Annotated in this window: 14 protein-coding genes; 11 read left to right on the top strand and 3 right to left on the bottom strand. The window is 46.0% G+C overall.

What is annotated here, in order from left to right:
• Positions 1-16 precede the first annotated feature (16 nt).
• From tuf to rpoC, 9 genes are all read left to right on the top strand, one after another.
• Entirely contained in the window at positions 17-1,201 is a 1,185-nt protein-coding gene (tuf, locus tag OCU87_RS16135; RefSeq protein ID WP_261857554.1) for an elongation factor Tu, read from the top strand.
• Between the two features lie 220 nt (positions 1,202-1,421).
• Positions 1,422-1,799 carry a preprotein translocase subunit SecE gene (gene secE / locus OCU87_RS16130; RefSeq protein ID WP_094956253.1) on the top strand — a complete coding sequence of 126 codons (378 nt, stop codon included), beginning with the start codon at positions 1,422-1,424 and terminating at the stop codon, positions 1,797-1,799.
• 11 nt (positions 1,800-1,810) lie between these two features.
• A complete protein-coding gene (gene nusG, locus OCU87_RS16125) occupies positions 1,811-2,356 on the top strand; it encodes a transcription termination/antitermination protein NusG (protein ID WP_062690098.1) in 546 nt (181 codons plus the stop codon).
• Between the two features lie 126 nt (positions 2,357-2,482).
• Positions 2,483-2,911 (top strand): 50S ribosomal protein L11, encoded by a 429-nt coding sequence (rplK, locus tag OCU87_RS16120; protein ID WP_062690100.1) that lies wholly within the window; start codon positions 2,483-2,485, stop codon positions 2,909-2,911.
• Between the two features lie 4 nt (positions 2,912-2,915).
• Positions 2,916-3,620, top strand: coding sequence for a 50S ribosomal protein L1 (gene rplA, locus OCU87_RS16115; protein WP_094956254.1), 705 nt, complete (start codon positions 2,916-2,918; stop codon positions 3,618-3,620).
• A 253-nt stretch (positions 3,621-3,873) separates the two neighbouring features.
• Positions 3,874-4,368: a 50S ribosomal protein L10 gene (rplJ, locus tag OCU87_RS16110; protein ID WP_006233765.1), complete on the top strand. Its 495-nt coding sequence runs from the start codon at positions 3,874-3,876 to the stop codon at positions 4,366-4,368.
• Positions 4,369-4,428: 60 nt separating this feature from the next.
• The gene (gene rplL, locus OCU87_RS16105; protein WP_062690104.1) at positions 4,429-4,794 is read left to right on the top strand and encodes a 50S ribosomal protein L7/L12; all 366 of its coding nucleotides are present in this window, start codon (positions 4,429-4,431) and stop codon (positions 4,792-4,794) included.
• 221 nt (positions 4,795-5,015) lie between these two features.
• Positions 5,016-9,041, top strand: coding sequence for a DNA-directed RNA polymerase subunit beta (gene rpoB / locus OCU87_RS16100; protein ID WP_094956255.1), 4,026 nt, complete (start codon positions 5,016-5,018; stop codon positions 9,039-9,041).
• 96 nt (positions 9,042-9,137) lie between these two features.
• Complete coding sequence (gene rpoC / locus OCU87_RS16095) at positions 9,138-13,352, top strand: DNA-directed RNA polymerase subunit beta' (RefSeq protein ID WP_094956256.1); 4,215 nt, start codon at positions 9,138-9,140, stop codon at positions 13,350-13,352.
• Between the two features lie 317 nt (positions 13,353-13,669).
• Here the strand turns inward: rpoC and rsd are convergent, their stop codons facing one another.
• Complete coding sequence (rsd, locus tag OCU87_RS16090; protein ID WP_094956280.1) at positions 13,670-14,152, bottom strand: sigma D regulator; 483 nt, start codon at positions 14,150-14,152, stop codon at positions 13,670-13,672.
• Between the two features lie 150 nt (positions 14,153-14,302).
• Between rsd and nudC the strand changes: the two genes are divergently transcribed.
• Complete coding sequence (gene nudC, locus OCU87_RS16085) at positions 14,303-15,076, top strand: NAD(+) diphosphatase (protein ID WP_094956257.1); 774 nt, start codon at positions 14,303-14,305, stop codon at positions 15,074-15,076.
• A 241-nt stretch (positions 15,077-15,317) separates the two neighbouring features.
• Positions 15,318-16,385 carry a uroporphyrinogen decarboxylase gene (gene hemE / locus OCU87_RS16080; RefSeq protein WP_261857553.1) on the top strand — a complete coding sequence of 356 codons (1,068 nt, stop codon included), beginning with the start codon at positions 15,318-15,320 and terminating at the stop codon, positions 16,383-16,385.
• A 111-nt stretch (positions 16,386-16,496) separates the two neighbouring features.
• Here hemE and OCU87_RS16075 read toward each other — a convergent pair whose 3' ends face one another.
• Positions 16,497-17,084 (bottom strand): uracil-DNA glycosylase family protein, encoded by a 588-nt coding sequence (locus OCU87_RS16075; RefSeq protein ID WP_261857552.1) that lies wholly within the window; start codon positions 17,082-17,084, stop codon positions 16,497-16,499.
• 1 nt (position 17,085) lies between these two features.
• A complete protein-coding gene (locus OCU87_RS16070; RefSeq protein ID WP_261857551.1) occupies positions 17,086-17,997 on the bottom strand; it encodes a D-2-hydroxyacid dehydrogenase in 912 nt (303 codons plus the stop codon).
• Positions 17,998-18,067: the final 70 nt, after the last annotated feature.

The following is an 18,067-nucleotide window of genomic DNA, read 5'->3' as shown; positions in this document are numbered from 1 at the left end:
CCTAGAGGGACTATCCATGTCTAAAGAAAAATTTGAACGCGTAAAACCGCACGTTAACGTTGGTACTATCGGCCACGTTGACCACGGTAAAACAACTCTAACAGCTGCTATCTGTACTACACTTGCAAAAGTGTACGGTGGTGTTGCTAAAGATTTCGCATCTATCGATAACGCTCCTGAAGAGCGCGAGCGCGGTATCACAATCTCAACTTCTCACGTTGAGTACGATACTCCAAGCCGTCACTATGCACACGTTGACTGTCCTGGACACGCCGATTACGTTAAAAACATGATCACTGGTGCTGCTCAAATGGACGGCGGTATCCTAGTTGTTGCTGCAACTGATGGCCCTATGCCACAGACGCGTGAGCACATCCTTCTTGGTCGTCAAGTTGGTATCCCTTACATCATCGTATTCATGAACAAATGTGACATGGTTGATGATGAAGAGCTACTAGAACTAGTAGAAATGGAAGTTCGTGAACTTCTTTCTGAATACGAATTCCCTGGCGATGATTGCCCAGTAATCATGGGTTCTGCTCTTGGCGCTCTAAACGGCGAACAACAGTGGGAAGACAAGATTGTTGAGCTAGCAGAAGCACTAGATTCTTACATCCCAGAACCAGAGCGTGCTATTGATCTGCCGTTCATCCTTCCAATCGAAGATGTATTCTCAATCCAAGGCCGTGGTACTGTTGTAACTGGTCGTGTTGAGCAAGGTATCATCACTGTAGGTGACGAAGTAGCTATCATCGGTATCCGTGAGACTACTGTTAGTACTTGTACTGGTGTTGAGATGTTCCGTAAACTTCTTGACGAAGGCCGTGCTGGTGAGAACGTTGGTGTTCTTCTACGTGGTACTAAGCGTGATGAAGTTGAACGTGGTCAAGTTCTAGCTAAGCCTGGTTCAATCACTCCACACACTACTTTCACTTCAGAAATCTATGTTCTTTCTAAAGATGAAGGCGGTCGTCACACTCCTTTCTTCAAAGGTTACCGTCCACAGTTCTACTTCCGTACAACTGACGTAACAGGTACTATCGAACTACCTGAAGGCGTAGAAATGGTAATGCCTGGTGATAACATCTCTATGACTGTTACTCTAATCGCACCTATCGCGATGGATGAAGGTCTACGTTTTGCTATCCGTGAAGGTGGCCGTACAGTTGGTGCTGGTGTTGTTGCAACTATCGTTGAATAATATTTGACGACACGGTACTAAAAAGGGCATCATTTGATGCCCTTTTTCTGCGTTAAACGTTTAAATTGCATGTTTTTTAGCCGTTGTACGCAGAGAGAAATTCTGCAGAGATGAAATTTTCTGTTCGTTAATTAATAAGTTAACGTTTAATTTCATTTTCTTTGCCTCGCTTTTGCGGGGTGATTTTCGTCTATATTGAGACTAGTTACAGGTTGGTTGTATGAAAGCGAATGCCGAAAACCCAAGCAGCTCAAGCAATATGGATGGCCTTAAATGGGTTGTCGTTATTGCGCTGCTCGCTGCCGCTGTGGTTGGTAATTACCTGTACAGTGATGTTTCTGTAGTGTTGCGCGCAGGCGCTGTAGTAGTACTTGTTGCTGCTGCTGCCGGTGTTGCTGCACTTACAGCGAAAGGTAAAACCGCGATTACGTTTGCTCGTGAGTCGCGCATGGAAGTCCGCAAGGTGGTATGGCCTACTCGTCAGGAAGCTACGCAGACAACCTTTATCGTTCTAGCTGTCACTGTTGTTATGGCGTTAGCCCTATGGGGCATTGACGGCATTATGGTCCGTCTAGTCCGCCTAGTTACCGGTGTGTGAGGTAAAAGTTCATGAGCGAAGCTCCAAAAAAACGATGGTATGTTGTTCAGGCCTTCTCTGGTTTTGAAGGCCGTGTGGCACAATCACTACGTGAACATATCAAAATGCATGGTATGGAAGACCTATTTGATGAGGTTTTAGTACCTACAGAAGAAGTGGTTGAAGTACGTGCAGGCCAGCGCCGCAAAAGCGAGCGCAAGTTCTTCCCAGGCTATGTACTTGTACAAATGGTGATGAATGATGAAAGCTGGCACTTGGTGCGTAGTATTCCTCGTGTAATGGGGTTCATCGGCGGAACGTCTGATCGCCCATCGCCTATCTCTGATAAAGAGGCCGCGGCAATCCTTAATCGTCTAGAGAAGGCGAGTGAGTCACCAATTCACAAAACGGTCTTTGAACCAGGTGAAGTGGTACGCGTTAATGATGGCCCATTTGCTGACTTTAACGGTACAGTTGAAGAAGTTGATTATGATAAGAGCCGTATTAAGGTATCTGTCTCGATCTTCGGCCGCGCAACGCCAGTTGAGCTAGAATTCGGTCAAGTGGAAAAAAGCTGATCAAAAAACAATCAGCACGATATTGTCAGGGGCGTGAAATTGCATTATAATTTCGCGCCCTTTCGTTAGACGGGGAGTCTGTTTTTTAAGAAACAGACGTTTGAACCCAAATTTAGGTATATAGCAATGGCTAAAAAAGTAGAAGCGTACATCAAGCTGCAAGTTGCAGCTGGTGCAGCAAACCCTAGTCCACCGGTTGGTCCAGCACTTGGTCAACACGGCGTTAACATCATGGAATTCTGTAAAGCGTTCAACGCTAAGACTGACTCTCTAGAGAAAGGTCTACCGACTCCTGTTGTTATTACAGTATACAATGACCGTTCTTTCACGTTCATCACTAAGACTCCACCGGCAGCAGTTCTTCTTAAGAAAGCTGCAGGCGTTAAGTCTGGTTCTGGCCGTCCGAACACTGAGAAAGTTGGTACTGTAACTGACGCTCAGATCCAAGAGATCGCAGAAACTAAAGCTGCGGACATGACAGGTGCTGACATCGAAGCTATGAAGCGTTCGATTGCTGGTACTGCTCGTTCAATGGGTCTAGTGGTAGAGGGTTAAGACAATGGCAAAACTTACTAAACGTATGCGCGTAATCCGCGAAAAAGTTGATATCGCTCGTGAGTACGACATCAACGAAGCTGTTGCTCTTCTTAAAGAACTAGCTACTGCGAAATTTACTGAAAGTGTTGACGTTGCTGTTAACCTTGGTATCGATGCACGTAAATCAGACCAAAACGTACGTGGCGCAACTGTGCTACCACACGGTACTGGTCGTGATATCCGTGTTGCTGTATTCACACAAGGTGCAAACGCTGAAGCTGCGAAAGAAGCTGGCGCTGACCTAGTGGGTATGGAAGAACTTGCTGATCAAGTTAAGAAAGGCGTAATGGACTTTGACGTTGTTATCGCATCTCCAGATGCAATGCGCGTTGTTGGTCAATTAGGTACTATCCTTGGTCCACGCGGTCTAATGCCAAACCCTAAAGTTGGTACTGTGACTCCTAACGTTGCTCAAGCTGTTAAAAATGCTAAAGCTGGTCAGGTTCGTTACCGTAACGACAAAAACGGCATCATCCACACTACTATCGGTAAAGTGGACTTTGATGCTGCGCAACTTAAAGAGAACCTAGAAGCTCTTATCGTTGCACTGAAGAAAGCTAAGCCTTCTTCAGCTAAAGGTACTTTCGTTAAGAAAGTAAGCATCTCTACCACTATGGGTGCAGGTGTAGCGCTAGACCAGAATACTCTGGACACTAACGCACAATAATTTGCAGAAACGCCAAATTGATGTATAATTTGGCGTTCACAAATTCATGGCTGAGGCTAATTATTTTATAATTAGCCTTCGTCAAAGACCGTAGGCGTTCTTTTTAAGAACTTAATATTACCTACGTAGACGGTGCCAGAACATGATTGATGTATATCTATCTTGGATCTGCGCCGTAAAGACTCTCCTGTCATACTGACAGTGAGTGGTGTAATGACTGGGGAAACCCAGCAAAAATCCAGGAGCTATTCCAATGGCATTAAATCTTCAAGACAAAAAAGCAATTGTTGCTGAAGTCAACGAAGCTGCCAATGGTGCCCTGTCTGCAGTTGTTGCTGACTCTCGTGGTGTTGCAGTTGGTGCGATGACTTCTCTTCGTAAACAAGCTCGTGAAAACGGCGTTTACCTGAAAGTTGTTCGTAACACACTAGCACGCCGCGCAGTTGAAGGTACTGATTTTGAATGTCTAAAAGACGTTTTTGTTGGTCCTTCACTAATCGGTTTCTCTAATGAGCACCCAGGTGCTGCAGCGCGTCTTTTTAAAGACTTCGCTAAAGAGAATAAAGATTTCGAGTTCAAAGCAGCCGCATTCGAAGGCGCTGTTGTTGACGCAGAAGTTCTAGCGACACTACCAACTTACGACGAAGCTATTGCACGCCTAATGATGTGCATGAAAGAAGCTTCAGCTGGCAAGCTGGTACGTACTATCGCAGCTGTACGCGATCAGAAAGAAGAAGCAGCGGCTTAATTGCCCCTGTTTTATCTGAACGCTATATTAAATTAATTGTTGATTTCAAAGAGAATTGTTATGTCTATCACTAACGAGCAAATCCTAGACGCAGTTGCAGAAATGTCTGTAATGCAAGTTGTTGAGCTTATCGAAGCTATGGAAGAAAAATTCGGTGTTACTGCTGCTGCTGCAGTTGTAGCAGGCGGCGCAGCAGCAGAAGCTGTTGAAGAGCAAACTGAATTTGACGTTATCCTAACAGCTGCTGGTGCTCAAAAAGTACAAGTAATCAAAGCTGTACGTGGCGCAACTGGTCTTGGCCTTAAAGAAGCGAAAGCTGTAGTTGACGGCGCTCCTGCTGCTGTTAAAGAAGGCGTAGATAAAGCTGAAGCTGAAGCTCTTAAAGCTCAGCTAGAAGAAGCTGGTGCTTCTGTTGAAATCAAATAATTATTTGATTTCTTAGCCTTTTTAGGCTAATGGCTGGTGGCTAAATGTCACCGGCCTTTTTGCGCTGTAGGGTAATGGTAATTTTCACATTGTTTTGTAACCATTATTCATGCAAAAAACAGCTCTATATTCTTTAGAGTTGTTCCTACAATAAACAATGTCATTAGTCACTGTCCCATTGTTGGACAGTTTGGATCACTTATCAGCGATCTGAGGAACCTATGGTTTACTCTTATACCGAGAAAAAGCGTATCCGTAAGGATTTTGGTAAGCGTCCGCAAGTGTTGGACATACCATACTTGCTGTCGATCCAGCTTGAGTCTTTTAAAAAATTCATCGAGCAGGATCCTGAAGGGCATTACGGTCTAGAAGCTGCCTTTCGTTCTGTTTTTCCAATTCAGAGCTACAACGGCAATTCCGAGCTGCAATACGTTAGCTATCGTCTCGGTGAGCCGGTCTTCGATGTTAAAGAATGTCAGATTCGTGGCGTAACATATTCAGCTCCACTACGCGTGAAGCTACGTCTTGTTATGTACGATAAAGACGCGCCTGCTGGCACCGTAAAAGACATCAAAGAACAAGAAGTTTACATGGGCGAAATTCCGCTCATGACAGATAACGGTACATTCGTTATTAACGGTACCGAGAGGGTTATCGTATCCCAGCTGCACCGTAGCCCGGGTGTCTTCTTCGACAGCGATAAGGGTAAAACCCACTCCTCAGGTAAAGTGCTATATAACGCACGCGTAATCCCATACCGTGGTTCATGGTTGGATTTCGAGTTTGATCCTAAGGATAACGTATTCGTACGTATCGACCGTCGTCGTAAGCTTCCAGCTTCTATCATTCTTCGTGCTCTAGGTAAAACTACTGAAGAAATCCTTGACCTATTCTTCGATAAAGTAAACTTCGAAGTTCAAGGCACTGCTTTAGTAATGGAACTAGTACCTGATCGTCTACGTGGCGAAACTGCAAGCTTCGATATCGAAGCGAACGGTAAGGTGTACGTTGAAACTGGTCGTCGTATTACTGCCCGTCATATTCGCCAATTAGGCAAAGACGGCGTAGATCATATCGAAGTACCTGTTGAATACATTGTAGGCAAAATTTCTGCTCGCGATTACGTGAACGAAGAAACTGGTGAGTTGATCGTATCAGCTAACCAGGAATTGAGCCTAGAATCATTAGCATTGCTTTCTCAGGCAGGTCACAAGTCTATTGAGACGTTATTTACTAACGATCTAGACTTTGGTCCATACATGTCTGAAACACTACGTGTTGATAGCACAACAGATCGTCTAAGTGCGCTAGTAGAAATCTACCGCATGATGCGCCCTGGCGAGCCACCAACACGTGAAGCTGCTGAGCAACTGTTTGAAAGTCTGTTCTTCTCTGAAGATCGTTACGACCTATCTGCTGTAGGCCGTATGAAGTTCAACAGCTCAATGCTACGTGACGAAACAACAGGTTCAGGCACACTAGACGAGCACGACATCATTGATGTTATGCGTAAATTGATCGAGATCCGTAATGGCCGTGGTGAAGTTGATGATATCGACCACCTTGGTAACCGTCGTATCCGTTCAGTTGGCGAAATGGCTGAAAACCAATTCCGCGTTGGTCTAGTACGTGTTGAGCGTGCAGTTAAAGAGCGTCTAAGCCTAGGCGATCTTGATGCAATTATGCCTCAAGACCTAATTAACGCTAAGCCAATTTCTGCGGCAGTAAAAGAGTTCTTTGGCTCTTCACAACTGTCTCAGTTTATGGACCAGAACAACCCACTATCAGAAGTTACTCACAAACGTCGTATCTCGGCGCTTGGTCCAGGTGGTCTGACTCGTGAACGTGCTGGCTTTGAGGTTCGAGATGTACACGCGACTCACTACGGTCGTCTATGTCCAATCGAGACCCCTGAAGGTCCAAATATCGGTCTAATCAACTCACTTTCAGCGTTTGCTCAATGTAACCCTTATGGTTTCCTTGAAACGCCTTACCGTAAAGTAGTTGATGGTAAAGTTACCGAAGAAATTGAATACCTGTCTGCAATCGAAGAAGGTCAATACGTTATCGCACAGGCAAATGCCGCGCTTAACGAAGACGGTTCTTTTGCTGACGAACTGATCACTGCGCGTCAGAAAGGTGATTCAGGTCTGCACCCACGTGACCATGTTCAATACATGGACGTTGCAACCAACCAGGTTGTATCTGTGGCGGCATCCCTAATCCCGTTCCTTGAACACGATGATGCTAACCGTGCCCTTATGGGTGCGAACATGCAACGTCAGGCAGTTCCAACACTACGTGCTGATAAGCCGTTAGTTGGTACTGGTATCGAGCGTAACGTAGCGGTTGACTCAGGTGTTACAGCTGTTGCTAAACGTGGCGGTATGGTTCAGTCAGTAGATGCTTCTCGTATCGTTGTTAAAGTTAACGAAAGCGAGCTAGTACCTGGCGAAGCTGGTATCGACATTTACAACCTGACGAAGTACACCCGTTCTAACCAGAACACATGTATTAACCAGCGTCCAACTGTACTACCTGGCGAGCCAGTAGCACGTGGTGATGTTCTTGCTGATGGTCCTTCAACAGACCTTGGTGAGCTAGCGCTTGGTCAAAACATGCGTATCGCATTCATGCCTTGGAACGGTTACAACTTCGAGGATTCCATCTTAGTATCTGAGCGTGTTGTACAGGAAGACCGCCTGACAACTATCCACATTCAAGAACTATCTTGTGTGGCTCGTGATACTAAACTTGGCTCAGAAGAAATCACTGCCGATATCCCTAACGTGGGTGAAGCAGCGCTATCTAAGCTGGATGAATCAGGTATCGTTTACATCGGTGCGGAAGTTAAAGGCGGCGACATTCTGGTAGGTAAAGTGACACCTAAAGGTGAAACTCAACTGACTCCAGAAGAGAAGCTACTTCGTGCAATCTTCGGTGAGAAAGCGTCTGATGTTAAAGACTCTTCTCTACGTGTACCAAACTCAGTGTCTGGTACCATCATCGACGTTCAAGTCTTTACTCGCGATGGCGTAGAAAAAGACAAGCGTGCGCTTGAAATCGAAGAAATGCAGCTGAAAGAAGCGAAGAAAGACATCACAGAAGAATTCCAGATCCTTGAGGGTGGTCTTCTTGCTCGTGTTCGTACACTGCTTCTTTCTGCGGGTTACAGCGAAGATAAAATGTCTTCAATGAACCGCGAAACGCTGTTTGCACAAACGCTTGACGATGAAAACCTGCAAAACCAACTAGAACAGTTGGCAGAGCAGTACGATGAGCTTAAAGCTGAATTCGATAAGAAATTCGAAACCAAGCGTCGTAAGATCACACAGGGCGATGACCTAGCACCTGGCGTACTTAAGATTGTTAAAGTATACCTAGCTGTTAAACGTCGTATCCAACCTGGTGATAAGATGGCGGGTCGTCACGGTAACAAAGGTGTAATCTCTAAGATTAACCCTGTTGAAGATATGCCGTACGATGAAAAAGGTCAGACTGTCGACATCGTTCTGAACCCACTGGGTGTACCATCTCGTATGAACATCGGTCAAATCCTGGAGACTCACTTGGGTCTTGCAGCGAAAGGTATCGGTGACAAACTTAACGAGATGCTGAAACAGCAACAAGAACTTCATAAGTTCCGTAACTTCCTGCAGAAAGTTTACGATCTAGGCGAAACTCGTCAGAACGTTGATATCGCAGAGTTATCTGACGATGAAGTACGTACGCTGGTTCAGAACCTACGTAAAGGTCTACCAATTGCTACGCCTGTATTTGATGGTGCTCCTGAGAAATCTATCAAAGAACTGCTTAAGCTTGGTGATCTACCAGAATCTGGTCAGTTGAAACTGTTTGACGGTCGCACCGGTGATGCGTTTGAGCGTCCTGTAACTGTTGGTTACATGTACATGCTTAAACTTAACCACTTGGTTGATGACAAGATGCATGCCCGTTCTACCGGTTCTTACAGCCTTGTTACTCAGCAGCCGCTGGGTGGTAAAGCTCAGTTCGGTGGTCAGCGTTTCGGTGAGATGGAAGTATGGGCGCTAGAAGCATATGGCGCTGCTTACACTCTACAGGAAATGCTAACTGTTAAGTCGGATGACGTTAACGGCCGTACGAAGATGTATAAAAACATCGTCGATGGCGACCATCGTATGGAACCTGGTATGCCGGAATCCTTCAACGTATTGTTGAAAGAAATCCGCTCGTTGGGTATCAACATCGAGCTGGAAGACGAATAAGTAGGCATTAGCCAACCTTATTAGTTACTCCGGTATATATATGAAGGCGCCAGCAGACTGGCGCCTTTATGGGTCAACTCCTCACAGGAGCCGAATGTGAAAGACTTACTTAAGTTTCTGAAAGCACAACATAAGACCGAAGAATTTGATGCAATCAAAATCGGTCTTGCTTCACCTGACATGATCCGTTCATGGTCTTTTGGTGAAGTTAAAAAGCCAGAAACCATCAACTACCGTACCTTTAAGCCTGAGCGTGACGGTCTTTTCTGTGCACGTATTTTTGGCCCGGTAAAAGACTACGAATGTCTTTGTGGTAAATACAAACGCCTAAAACACCGCGGTGTTATTTGTGAAAAATGTGGCGTTGAAGTAACTCAGACTAAAGTACGTCGCGAACGTATGGGTCACATTGAGTTAGCTTCACCTGTAGCTCACATCTGGTTCTTAAAGTCACTTCCATCTCGTATCGGTCTGTTAATGGACATCCCGCTACGTGATATCGAACGTGTTCTTTACTTCGAATCATATGTCGTTATCGAACCAGGCATGACCAACCTTGAGCGTAGCCAACTGCTTTCAGAAGAGCAGTACTTGGATGCACTTGAAGAGTGGGGCGATGAGTTCGACGCGAAGATGGGTGCAGAAGCGGTTAAAGCACTTTTAGGCAACATGGACCTAAATGCTGAAATCGAAAACATGCGCGAAGAGCTAGAAGAAACTAACTCTGAAACTAAGCGTAAGAAACTGACCAAGCGTCTTAAGCTTGTAGAAGCATTCCTACAGTCAGGTAACAACCCAGAGTGGATGATCCTGTCTGTACTTCCAGTACTACCGCCGGATCTTCGTCCGTTGGTACCGCTAGATGGTGGCCGTTTCGCTACTTCAGATTTGAATGATCTGTACCGTCGCGTAATCAACCGTAACAACCGTCTGAAGCGTCTACTGGATCTTGCAGCACCTGATATTATCGTACGTAACGAAAAACGTATGCTTCAGGAGTCTGTTGATGCATTGCTTGATAATGGTCGTCGTGGCCGCGCTATCACAGGTTCGAACAAACGTCCTCTGAAATCTCTTGCTGATATGATCAAGGGTAAACAAGGTCGTTTCCGTCAGAACTTGCTTGGTAAGCGTGTAGACTACTCAGGTCGTTCTGTTATCACCGTAGGTCCATACTTACGTCTGCATCAGTGTGGTCTTCCTAAGAAGATGGCACTTGAGCTATTCAAACCGTTTATCTACGGCAAACTAGAGACTCGTGGCCTAGCAACGACAATCAAAGCTGCTAAGAAAATGGTTGAGCGCGAAGAAGCTGTTGTTTGGGATATCCTAGACGAAGTGATCCGCGAACACCCAGTAATGCTTAACCGTGCACCAACACTGCACCGTTTAGGTATTCAGGCATTTGAACCAGTACTAATCGAAGGTAAAGCGATTCAGCTTCACCCACTAGTGTGTGCGGCATACAACGCCGACTTCGATGGTGACCAGATGGCGGTACACGTACCTCTAACTCTGGAAGCACAGCTTGAAGCACGTGCACTGATGATGTCTACCAATAACATCCTATCGCCAGCGTCTGGTGATCCGATCATCGTTCCTTCTCAGGATGTTGTATTGGGTCTTTACTACATGACGCGTGATCGTATCAACGCGAAGGGTGAAGGCATGTACCTTGAAGGCTCATCTGAAGCTGAAAAGGCATACCGTACTGGTAACGCAGAACTACACGCTCGCGTTAAAGTTCGCATCACCGAGCACAGCTACGACGAGCAAGGCAACCTAGTTGCTGATACTAAGCTTGTTGATACAACTGTTGGTCGTGCAATCCTATGGCAAATTGTTCCTAAAGGTCTTTCATACGATCTTGTGAACACTGAAGCACTAGGTAAGAAACAAATTTCTAAACTGCTTAACACTTGTTACCGTGAATTGGGCATGAAAGACACTGTAGTCTTCGCTGACCAAATCATGTACACAGGTTTTGCTTACGCTGCACTATCTGGTGTGTCTGTTGGTATCGACGATATGGTTGTACCTGACGCGAAGTACACTAAGATCGCAGAAGCAGAAGCAGAAGTTGCTGAAATCCAAGAGCAGTTCCAATCTGGTCTAGTAACAGCTGGCGAACGTTACAACAAAGTTATCGATATCTGGGCAACAGCGAATGAGCAAGTTGCTAAAGCGATGATGGATAACTTGTCTTTCGATACTGTTATTAACCGTGACGGTGAAGAAGAACAACAGAAATCGTTCAACAGTGTTTACATGATGGCCGATTCTGGTGCTCGTGGTTCTGCAGCGCAGATTCGTCAGCTTGCTGGTATGCGTGGTCTGATGGCTAAGCCGGATGGCTCAATCATCGAAACGCCGATCACTGCGAACTTCCGTGAAGGTCTGAACGTACTACAGTACTTCATCTCTACGCACGGTGCTCGTAAGGGTCTTGCCGATACCGCACTTAAGACAGCGAACTCCGGTTACCTAACACGTCGTCTAGTAGACGTAGCACAAGACGTAGTAATTACTGCGGATGATTGTGGTACACATGCTGGTATCACTATGATGCCACTAGTTGAAGGCGGTGATGTTAAAGAACAACTAGGCGATCGTGTTCTTGGTCGTGTTGTTGCTGAAGACGTTATCAAACCTGGTACTGATGAAATTCTTGCTCCACGTAACACCCTTCTTGATGAGAAGTGGTGTGAAATCCTGGAAGAGAACTCTGTCGACCAAGTTAAAGTACGCTCTGTTGTAACATGTGAAAATGACTTCGGTTGTTGTAAGAACTGTTACGGCCGTGACCTAGCACGTGGTCACTTGGTTAACACTGGTGAAGCAGTAGGTGTTGTTGCTGCACAATCAATCGGTGAACCAGGTACACAGCTAACGATGCGTACGTTCCACATCGGTGGTGCGGCATCTGCAGCAGCTGCGGAAAACAGCATTCAAGTTAAAAACAAAGGTTCTGTGAAACTACAGAATGCTAAGTTTGTAACAAACAGCGATGGTAAGTTAGTTATTACTTCTCGTGCGTCTCAAATGAGCATCATTGATGAATTTGGCCGTACTAAAGAGAACTATAAACTACCTTACGGTTCACACCTGTCTCGTGGCGATGGTGATTTGGTTGCAGCTGGCGATGTAATCGCTAACTGGGATCCGCACACAATGCCAATCATCACTGAAGTGGCTGGTCGTATCCAGTTCGTTGATATGATTGATGGCGTGACGATCTCTCGTCAAACTGATGACCTAACGGGTCTGTCTATGATTACCCTACTAGACGCTGCTGAGCGTACTGGTGCAGGTAAAGACATGCGTCCAACGGTTAAGCTAGTTGATGAGCAAGGTAACGATGTAATGATCGCCGGCACTGAAATGCCAGCACAATACTTCCTACCTGGCAAAGCGATCGTTCAGCTTGAAGACGGTGCAATGGTTGGTATCGGTGATACGCTTGCACGTATCCCACAAGCATCAAGTGGTACTAAAGATATCACCGGTGGTCTACCTCGCGTAGCTGACTTGTTCGAAGCACGTAAACCGAAAGAGCCTGCAATTCTTGCAGAAATCACGGGTACGGTTTCGTTCGGTAAAGAAACGAAAGGTAAACGTCGCCTAATCATCACGCCTGCTGAAGGCAACGCATACGAAGAAATGATCCATAAATGGCGTCAGTTGAACGTATTCGAAGGTGAGAAGGTTGAGTGTGGTGATGTAATCGCCGATGGTCCTGAAACTCCGCACGATATTCTACGTCTACGTGGTGTTCACGCAGTAGCAGAATACATTGTGAACGAAGTACAGGAAGTTTACCGTCTACAAGGCGTTAAGATTAACGATAAGCACATTGAGACTATCGTTCGTCAAATGCTACGTAAGGTAACTATCGTTGTGGCTGGAGATTCTGATTTCCTACCTGGCGAGCAAGTTGAGTTCTCTCGTGTGACTATTGCAAACCGTCAGCTAGAAGCTGAAGGTAAGCGTATCGCAACGTTCTCTCGTGACCTTCTAGGTATTACGAAAGCATCGCTAGCGACTGAGTCATTCATCTCAGCTGCATCGTTCCAAGAAACGACTCGCGTACTTACTGAAGCTGCGGTTTCTGGTAAGCGTGATGAGCTTCGTGGTCTGAAAGAAAACGTAATCGTGGGTCGTCTGATCCCTGCGGGTACAGGTTTCTCTTACCACCAGCGCCGTCAGAACGAGCGTAATGCAGAGCTTGAGCCAGTAGCGCCTCAAGTAGATCAAGAGCAAGCGACTCAAGATCTAGCAGCACTGCTTAATGCGGGTCTGAACGACGATTAATCATAGTATTCATACTTGATTGATATAAAAAAGGCATCCTCCGGGATGCCTTTTTGTTTTCTGGCGATCAGGAATATTTGATAGGTGTGGATCTGTAATGAAATAAGAGGGGGGCTGGAAGTGGTTAATGCTCTGATATTAATCCCTATATTGAGAGGCAGTGTGGGTATTAATATGGGTATTTTAAGAGGGAGCAGCGAGTATCTTAACGTGGTTTCGCGGAGGGCAACGAAACACGTGAGAAGTATTTCAGATATGACAGGCGCAACGAGAAGCAGCATCGCTGCCTCACCGTTTATATAAGACGATGATGAGTACTAGGCGCCCGGAGGGCAAGCCAGACTTTCGCTAATGAGCTCGATAAGTTGATCTTCTAGCGCAAAGCGTTGCTCAATAAGTTCACCGACTGCTGATAGGTGCAGGTCAAAATCATCCATGGTGCTTGCTTCATCTGCATCACAGTAGCGATCTGCAAAGTTTAATAATGGGTCAGTGGTTTGGGTGATTTTAGCGTATAGCAGAGAAATGTCTTCAGTTGGTGAATACCCCGTATCATTCCAACGAGCCATTACCATGTCGTAGATTTTAAAATGACCAGCTGAGATATAATCGACGAGTTGCTGTGAGAAGAGCTGTAATTGAGAGGCTTCAGGTAGTTGATTTTTACTGTTATCAAAGGGTGGTAGCCCTGCAAGTTTACAGTAATCAATGAGCAACTGCTGACGTGACATTAACCAGTGATCAATAACATCGCTGGTGCCGCCCCATTGTTGTTTTACTTGTTCAAATTTACTTAACATGATCATGCCCTCATGATCTAGCAGTATCCTAACAAGATACTATACCCATGAAACTCTTAATAAAGAGAACCTTGTATGCGGATTAATATTCCGTTATCAAGTTTAGATTGCCAGTAAAAACGAAACCCTGCAAGGATGGATGTGACATTGATGTTAAAAAAACGAGAATTAGCGTATTGGTGTGTAGTACAAGATCGTAAGCTTTACCTTACACAAGGGGCTCTTCCTCTGCTAGATGCTAAAGAGTTGGCGTTTGGTGCTGATATGGCAGTCAAGATTGGTGAATACGACAATCGCCCAGTGTATTGGTTAGAGGCACCTGAAGGTGCTGATAGTTCAGGATTTTACACGCAAAGAGAATTACTTGGGTTACCGCCTGCGTTATTTGATTTAGCTGGGCGTGCGACGCAACTATCTCACATGTTCCACACTCAAGGCTTTTGTTCTGCCTGTGGCGGTACATGTGTGCTTGGAACAAAAGAATTAGCCATGGTGTGTCAGCAGTGCGGTAGCCAGCATTATCCGCGTGTTTCACCGTGTGTCATTGTTGCTGTACGCCGAGAGCATGAATTGCTACTTGCTCAGCACCCTCGCCATAAAACGGGAATGTACACCGTTATCGCCGGATTTGTCGAAGCGGGAGAAACCTTAGAGCAATGTGTTGCGCGTGAAGTCCTAGAAGAAACAGGGATAACGGTTGCCAATATTCGTTATGTTGGTAGTCAGCCTTGGGCATTCCCGTCCAATGTGATGATGGGCTTCTTGGCTGATTATCAAAGTGGTCAATTAAAACCGGATTATACCGAGTTGAGTGATGCGGTTTGGGCGACAAAAGAGAATATGCCCGAGGTTGCCCCGGCGGGAACGATTGCACGGCATCTGATTGAGTTATCACTCGAGTTAATGAATAACCCTAAAGTGTAAGTGCTAACGGAAAATATAAAAAAACCCTCCAATGGGAGGGAAAGGTGTGAATCATTACTCTCTATAGAGTAAGTAGTTGTTATTATTGCTAGCACGTCCGTTTTGTATCACGTCTGGTGGGGTTCTCACAAATAGAGTAATGAGAATGTTGCAGTAAACTTGATCTGCTTAACAATTGCCCTCTTTTGTTGCCGCTAGGGAGTGATACAATACGCGACAGAATTTACCCATGGAGTTTCAAATGAGCGAATTAAAGAATGACCGTTACCTACGTGCGTTGCTGAAGCAACCTGTAGATTGCACCCCTGTGTGGATGATGCGTCAAGCTGGCCGTTATCTTCCAGAGTACCGTGCAACACGTAGCGTCGCTGGTGATTTCATGTCGCTATGTAAGAATGCTGAGTTGGCAAGTGAAGTAACCCTTCAGCCATTGCGTCGTTTCCCGCTGGATGCGGCGATCCTATTCTCGGACATTCTGACCATTCCAGATGCGATGGGTCTTGGTCTGTACTTTGAAGCGGGTGAAGGCCCTAAATTTGAGCGCCCAATTACCTGTAAAGCAGACGTAGAGAAGATTGGCCTGCCCGATCCAGAAGGCGAGCTGCAATACGTGATGAACGCCGTTCGTCAGATCCGTAAAGATCTGCAAGGCGAAGTACCGTTGATTGGCTTTTCTGGTAGTCCATGGACACTAGCGACATACATGGTTGAAGGTGGCAGCTCGAAAGCGTTCACTAAGATCAAGAAGATGATGTACGCAGAGCCACAAACCCTGCACCTGTTACTTGATAAGCTAGCAGATAGCGTGATTGAATACCTGAATGCGCAAATTAAAGCGGGTGCGCAATCTGTAATGGTATTTGATACATGGGGTGGTGTATTAACGCCACGCGATTACAACGAATTCTCACTGCGTTACATGCACAAAATTGTTGATGCACTGATCCGTGAAAATGAAGGTCGTCGTGTACCTGTCACCTTGTTCACCAAAAATGGTGGTATGTGGTTAGAGCAAATTGCAGCGACAGGTTGTGATGCGGTTGGCCTAGACTGGACGATTAATATCGCAGATGCGAAAGCGCGCATTGGTGATAAAGTTGCTCTACAAGGCAATATGGATCCTTCAATGCTTTACGCCCAGCCTGAGCGTATTCGCCAAGAAGTGGCTTCTATCCTTGAAGGATATGGCGATGAAGGTACAGGCCACGTGTTTAACCTTGGTCATGGCATCCACCTTGATGTGCCGCCTGAAAATGCAGGTGTGTTTGTTGACGCGGTCCACGAGCTGTCGAAGCCGTACCACAAATAGTACGCTGACGCTTTGCTTAACCCTTGCCGTTTGAGGCACGCGTTATTATAGAGACGATTAAGAAGCTCATGCCGTTTACGGTGTGGGCTTTTTTTATGGCAAGGTAAACGGTTACAGTTTTAGATGCTGGTGGACGTAATCACGAATATAAGGCACCACCTCATCTTCAAACCAGGGATTACGTTTTAGCCATAGCGTATTGCGCGGTGATGGATGGGGTAAAGGTAAATAGCGGGGTGCCCATGTTTGCCATTGCTTGACGGTTTCTGTCAGGGTCTTTGGTTTATCACTGAGGTAATGATTCTGCGCATACTGGCCAATCAGTAATGTCATGCCCACATTGGGCAGGGCTGGCAATAGTTGCGGATGCCAAAGCGGTGCACATTCTGGTCGTGGCGGTAAGTCACCGGATTTCCCTTTACCTGGATAGCAAAGGCCCATCGGAACAATGGCGATTTGTGTCTCGTCATAGAATATTTCAGATGGCAGATCGAGCCAGCGGCGTAATCGCTCACCGCTGGGATCATTCCAAGGAATGCCACTTTCATGCACGCGAAGACCCGGCGCCTGCCCTATGATCAGAAGCTTGGCTTTCGGGCTTGCTTGAATGATCGGACGTACACCATGACTGAGATGATCCTGGCAGATCGTGCACGCTCGCACACGATCCAGTAAGTTACTGAATTGTTGCGTTGCCATCTTAATAGCCTTGGTCGAAATCGACTTGATATTCTAAGGGCAGTTGCTGGCGGTATTGATGATAATTCTTTGTAAAAATGGTCATTACTTGATCCGGAAAACTTTCAGCGGCGATATGAGGAGTAATTGTGATCTGACTATGTCCCCAGAAAGGATGGGTAGGGGGCAGGGGTTCTTGCTTGAATACATCAAGGTAAGCATGAGCTATTGCACCATTATTGATCGCTGTTAATAAACCGTGTTCGCAAATGGCGTTACCTCGCCCCACATTAAAGAGTAACGCACCTTGGCAGTGGCTTAGACTATCTGCATTAAGAATATCATTGGTGTTATCTGTCGCCGGTAATGTCGATACGATGATATCGGCTTCAGAAAAGGCATCTGAGAGTTGGTTATACGAATAGTTACGATTAAACGCTGGTGATGCAGCGTGGCCACTGCGATTCACTCCGATGACATCGAGCCCTAGTGCTTGGCAAGCCTGAGCAAGATGGGCACCGATTGACCCTGTACCTAGAATAACCATCTTGAGATCAGCTAAAGAGCGATAGGGCTGAGGTTGCCACTGCTGCTGATGATGCAGCTGCTGGTAATGGCTAATATGGCGGAAACGGTCGATTAAAAAGCCCAGTACATATTCGCTGATCAGTTGGCCAAAGTAGCCTCGCACATTGGTTAAGCAGTAATCACGGCGTAATGCTGGTTTGGTGAGTGCATCAACGCCCGCGAATGTCGATTGTAGCCACTTGAGTTGCGGGTAATCGCCTAGCTGAGATGCAATGCGTGGCGGATCCGCTAAAATGATAGTGGCTTGCTGAGGATCGTCTGTTATTGAAAGATCAGGCAAAGCGGCTTTATCCAATAAATCACGGTAGGTTCGGTGTTGACGAGAGACGATCAGTACCTGGTGCATGCCATTTTCCTTTTGTGCCAATGTTTATGATATGAATCTTATCGATCTTGCTGTTGAAACCCGTAGTTAA

This window comes from Photobacterium sanguinicancri, assembly GCF_024346675.1.
Classification (GTDB): Bacteria; Pseudomonadota; Gammaproteobacteria; order Enterobacterales; family Vibrionaceae; genus Photobacterium; species Photobacterium sanguinicancri.
The sequence above is the reverse complement of the archived record's forward strand: the minus strand, read 5'-3'. Positions and strand labels throughout refer to the sequence as shown.

What these genes read in the sequence shown, in the direction of transcription:
- tuf (WP_261857554.1), top strand. Translation starts at nt 17, where the DNA reads ATGTCTAAAGAAAAATTTGAACGCGTAAAACCGCACGTTAACGTTGGT.
- secE (WP_094956253.1), top strand. Translation starts at nt 1,422, where the DNA reads ATGAAAGCGAATGCCGAAAACCCAAGCAGCTCAAGCAATATGGATGGC.
- nusG (WP_062690098.1), top strand. Translation starts at nt 1,811, where the DNA reads ATGAGCGAAGCTCCAAAAAAACGATGGTATGTTGTTCAGGCCTTCTCT.
- rplK (WP_062690100.1), top strand. Translation starts at nt 2,483, where the DNA reads ATGGCTAAAAAAGTAGAAGCGTACATCAAGCTGCAAGTTGCAGCTGGT.
- rplA (WP_094956254.1), top strand. Translation starts at nt 2,916, where the DNA reads ATGGCAAAACTTACTAAACGTATGCGCGTAATCCGCGAAAAAGTTGAT.
- rplJ (WP_006233765.1), top strand. Translation starts at nt 3,874, where the DNA reads ATGGCATTAAATCTTCAAGACAAAAAAGCAATTGTTGCTGAAGTCAAC.
- rplL (WP_062690104.1), top strand. Translation starts at nt 4,429, where the DNA reads ATGTCTATCACTAACGAGCAAATCCTAGACGCAGTTGCAGAAATGTCT.
- rpoB (WP_094956255.1), top strand. Translation starts at nt 5,016, where the DNA reads ATGGTTTACTCTTATACCGAGAAAAAGCGTATCCGTAAGGATTTTGGT.
- rsd (WP_094956280.1), bottom strand. Translation starts at nt 14,152, where the DNA reads ATGTTAAGTAAATTTGAACAAGTAAAACAACAATGGGGCGGCACCAGC.
- nudC (WP_094956257.1), top strand. Translation starts at nt 14,303, where the DNA reads ATGTTAAAAAAACGAGAATTAGCGTATTGGTGTGTAGTACAAGATCGT.
- hemE (WP_261857553.1), top strand. Translation starts at nt 15,318, where the DNA reads ATGAGCGAATTAAAGAATGACCGTTACCTACGTGCGTTGCTGAAGCAA.
- OCU87_RS16075 (WP_261857552.1), bottom strand. Translation starts at nt 17,084, where the DNA reads ATGGCAACGCAACAATTCAGTAACTTACTGGATCGTGTGCGAGCGTGC.
- OCU87_RS16070 (WP_261857551.1), bottom strand. Translation starts at nt 17,997, where the DNA reads ATGCACCAGGTACTGATCGTCTCTCGTCAACACCGAACCTACCGTGAT.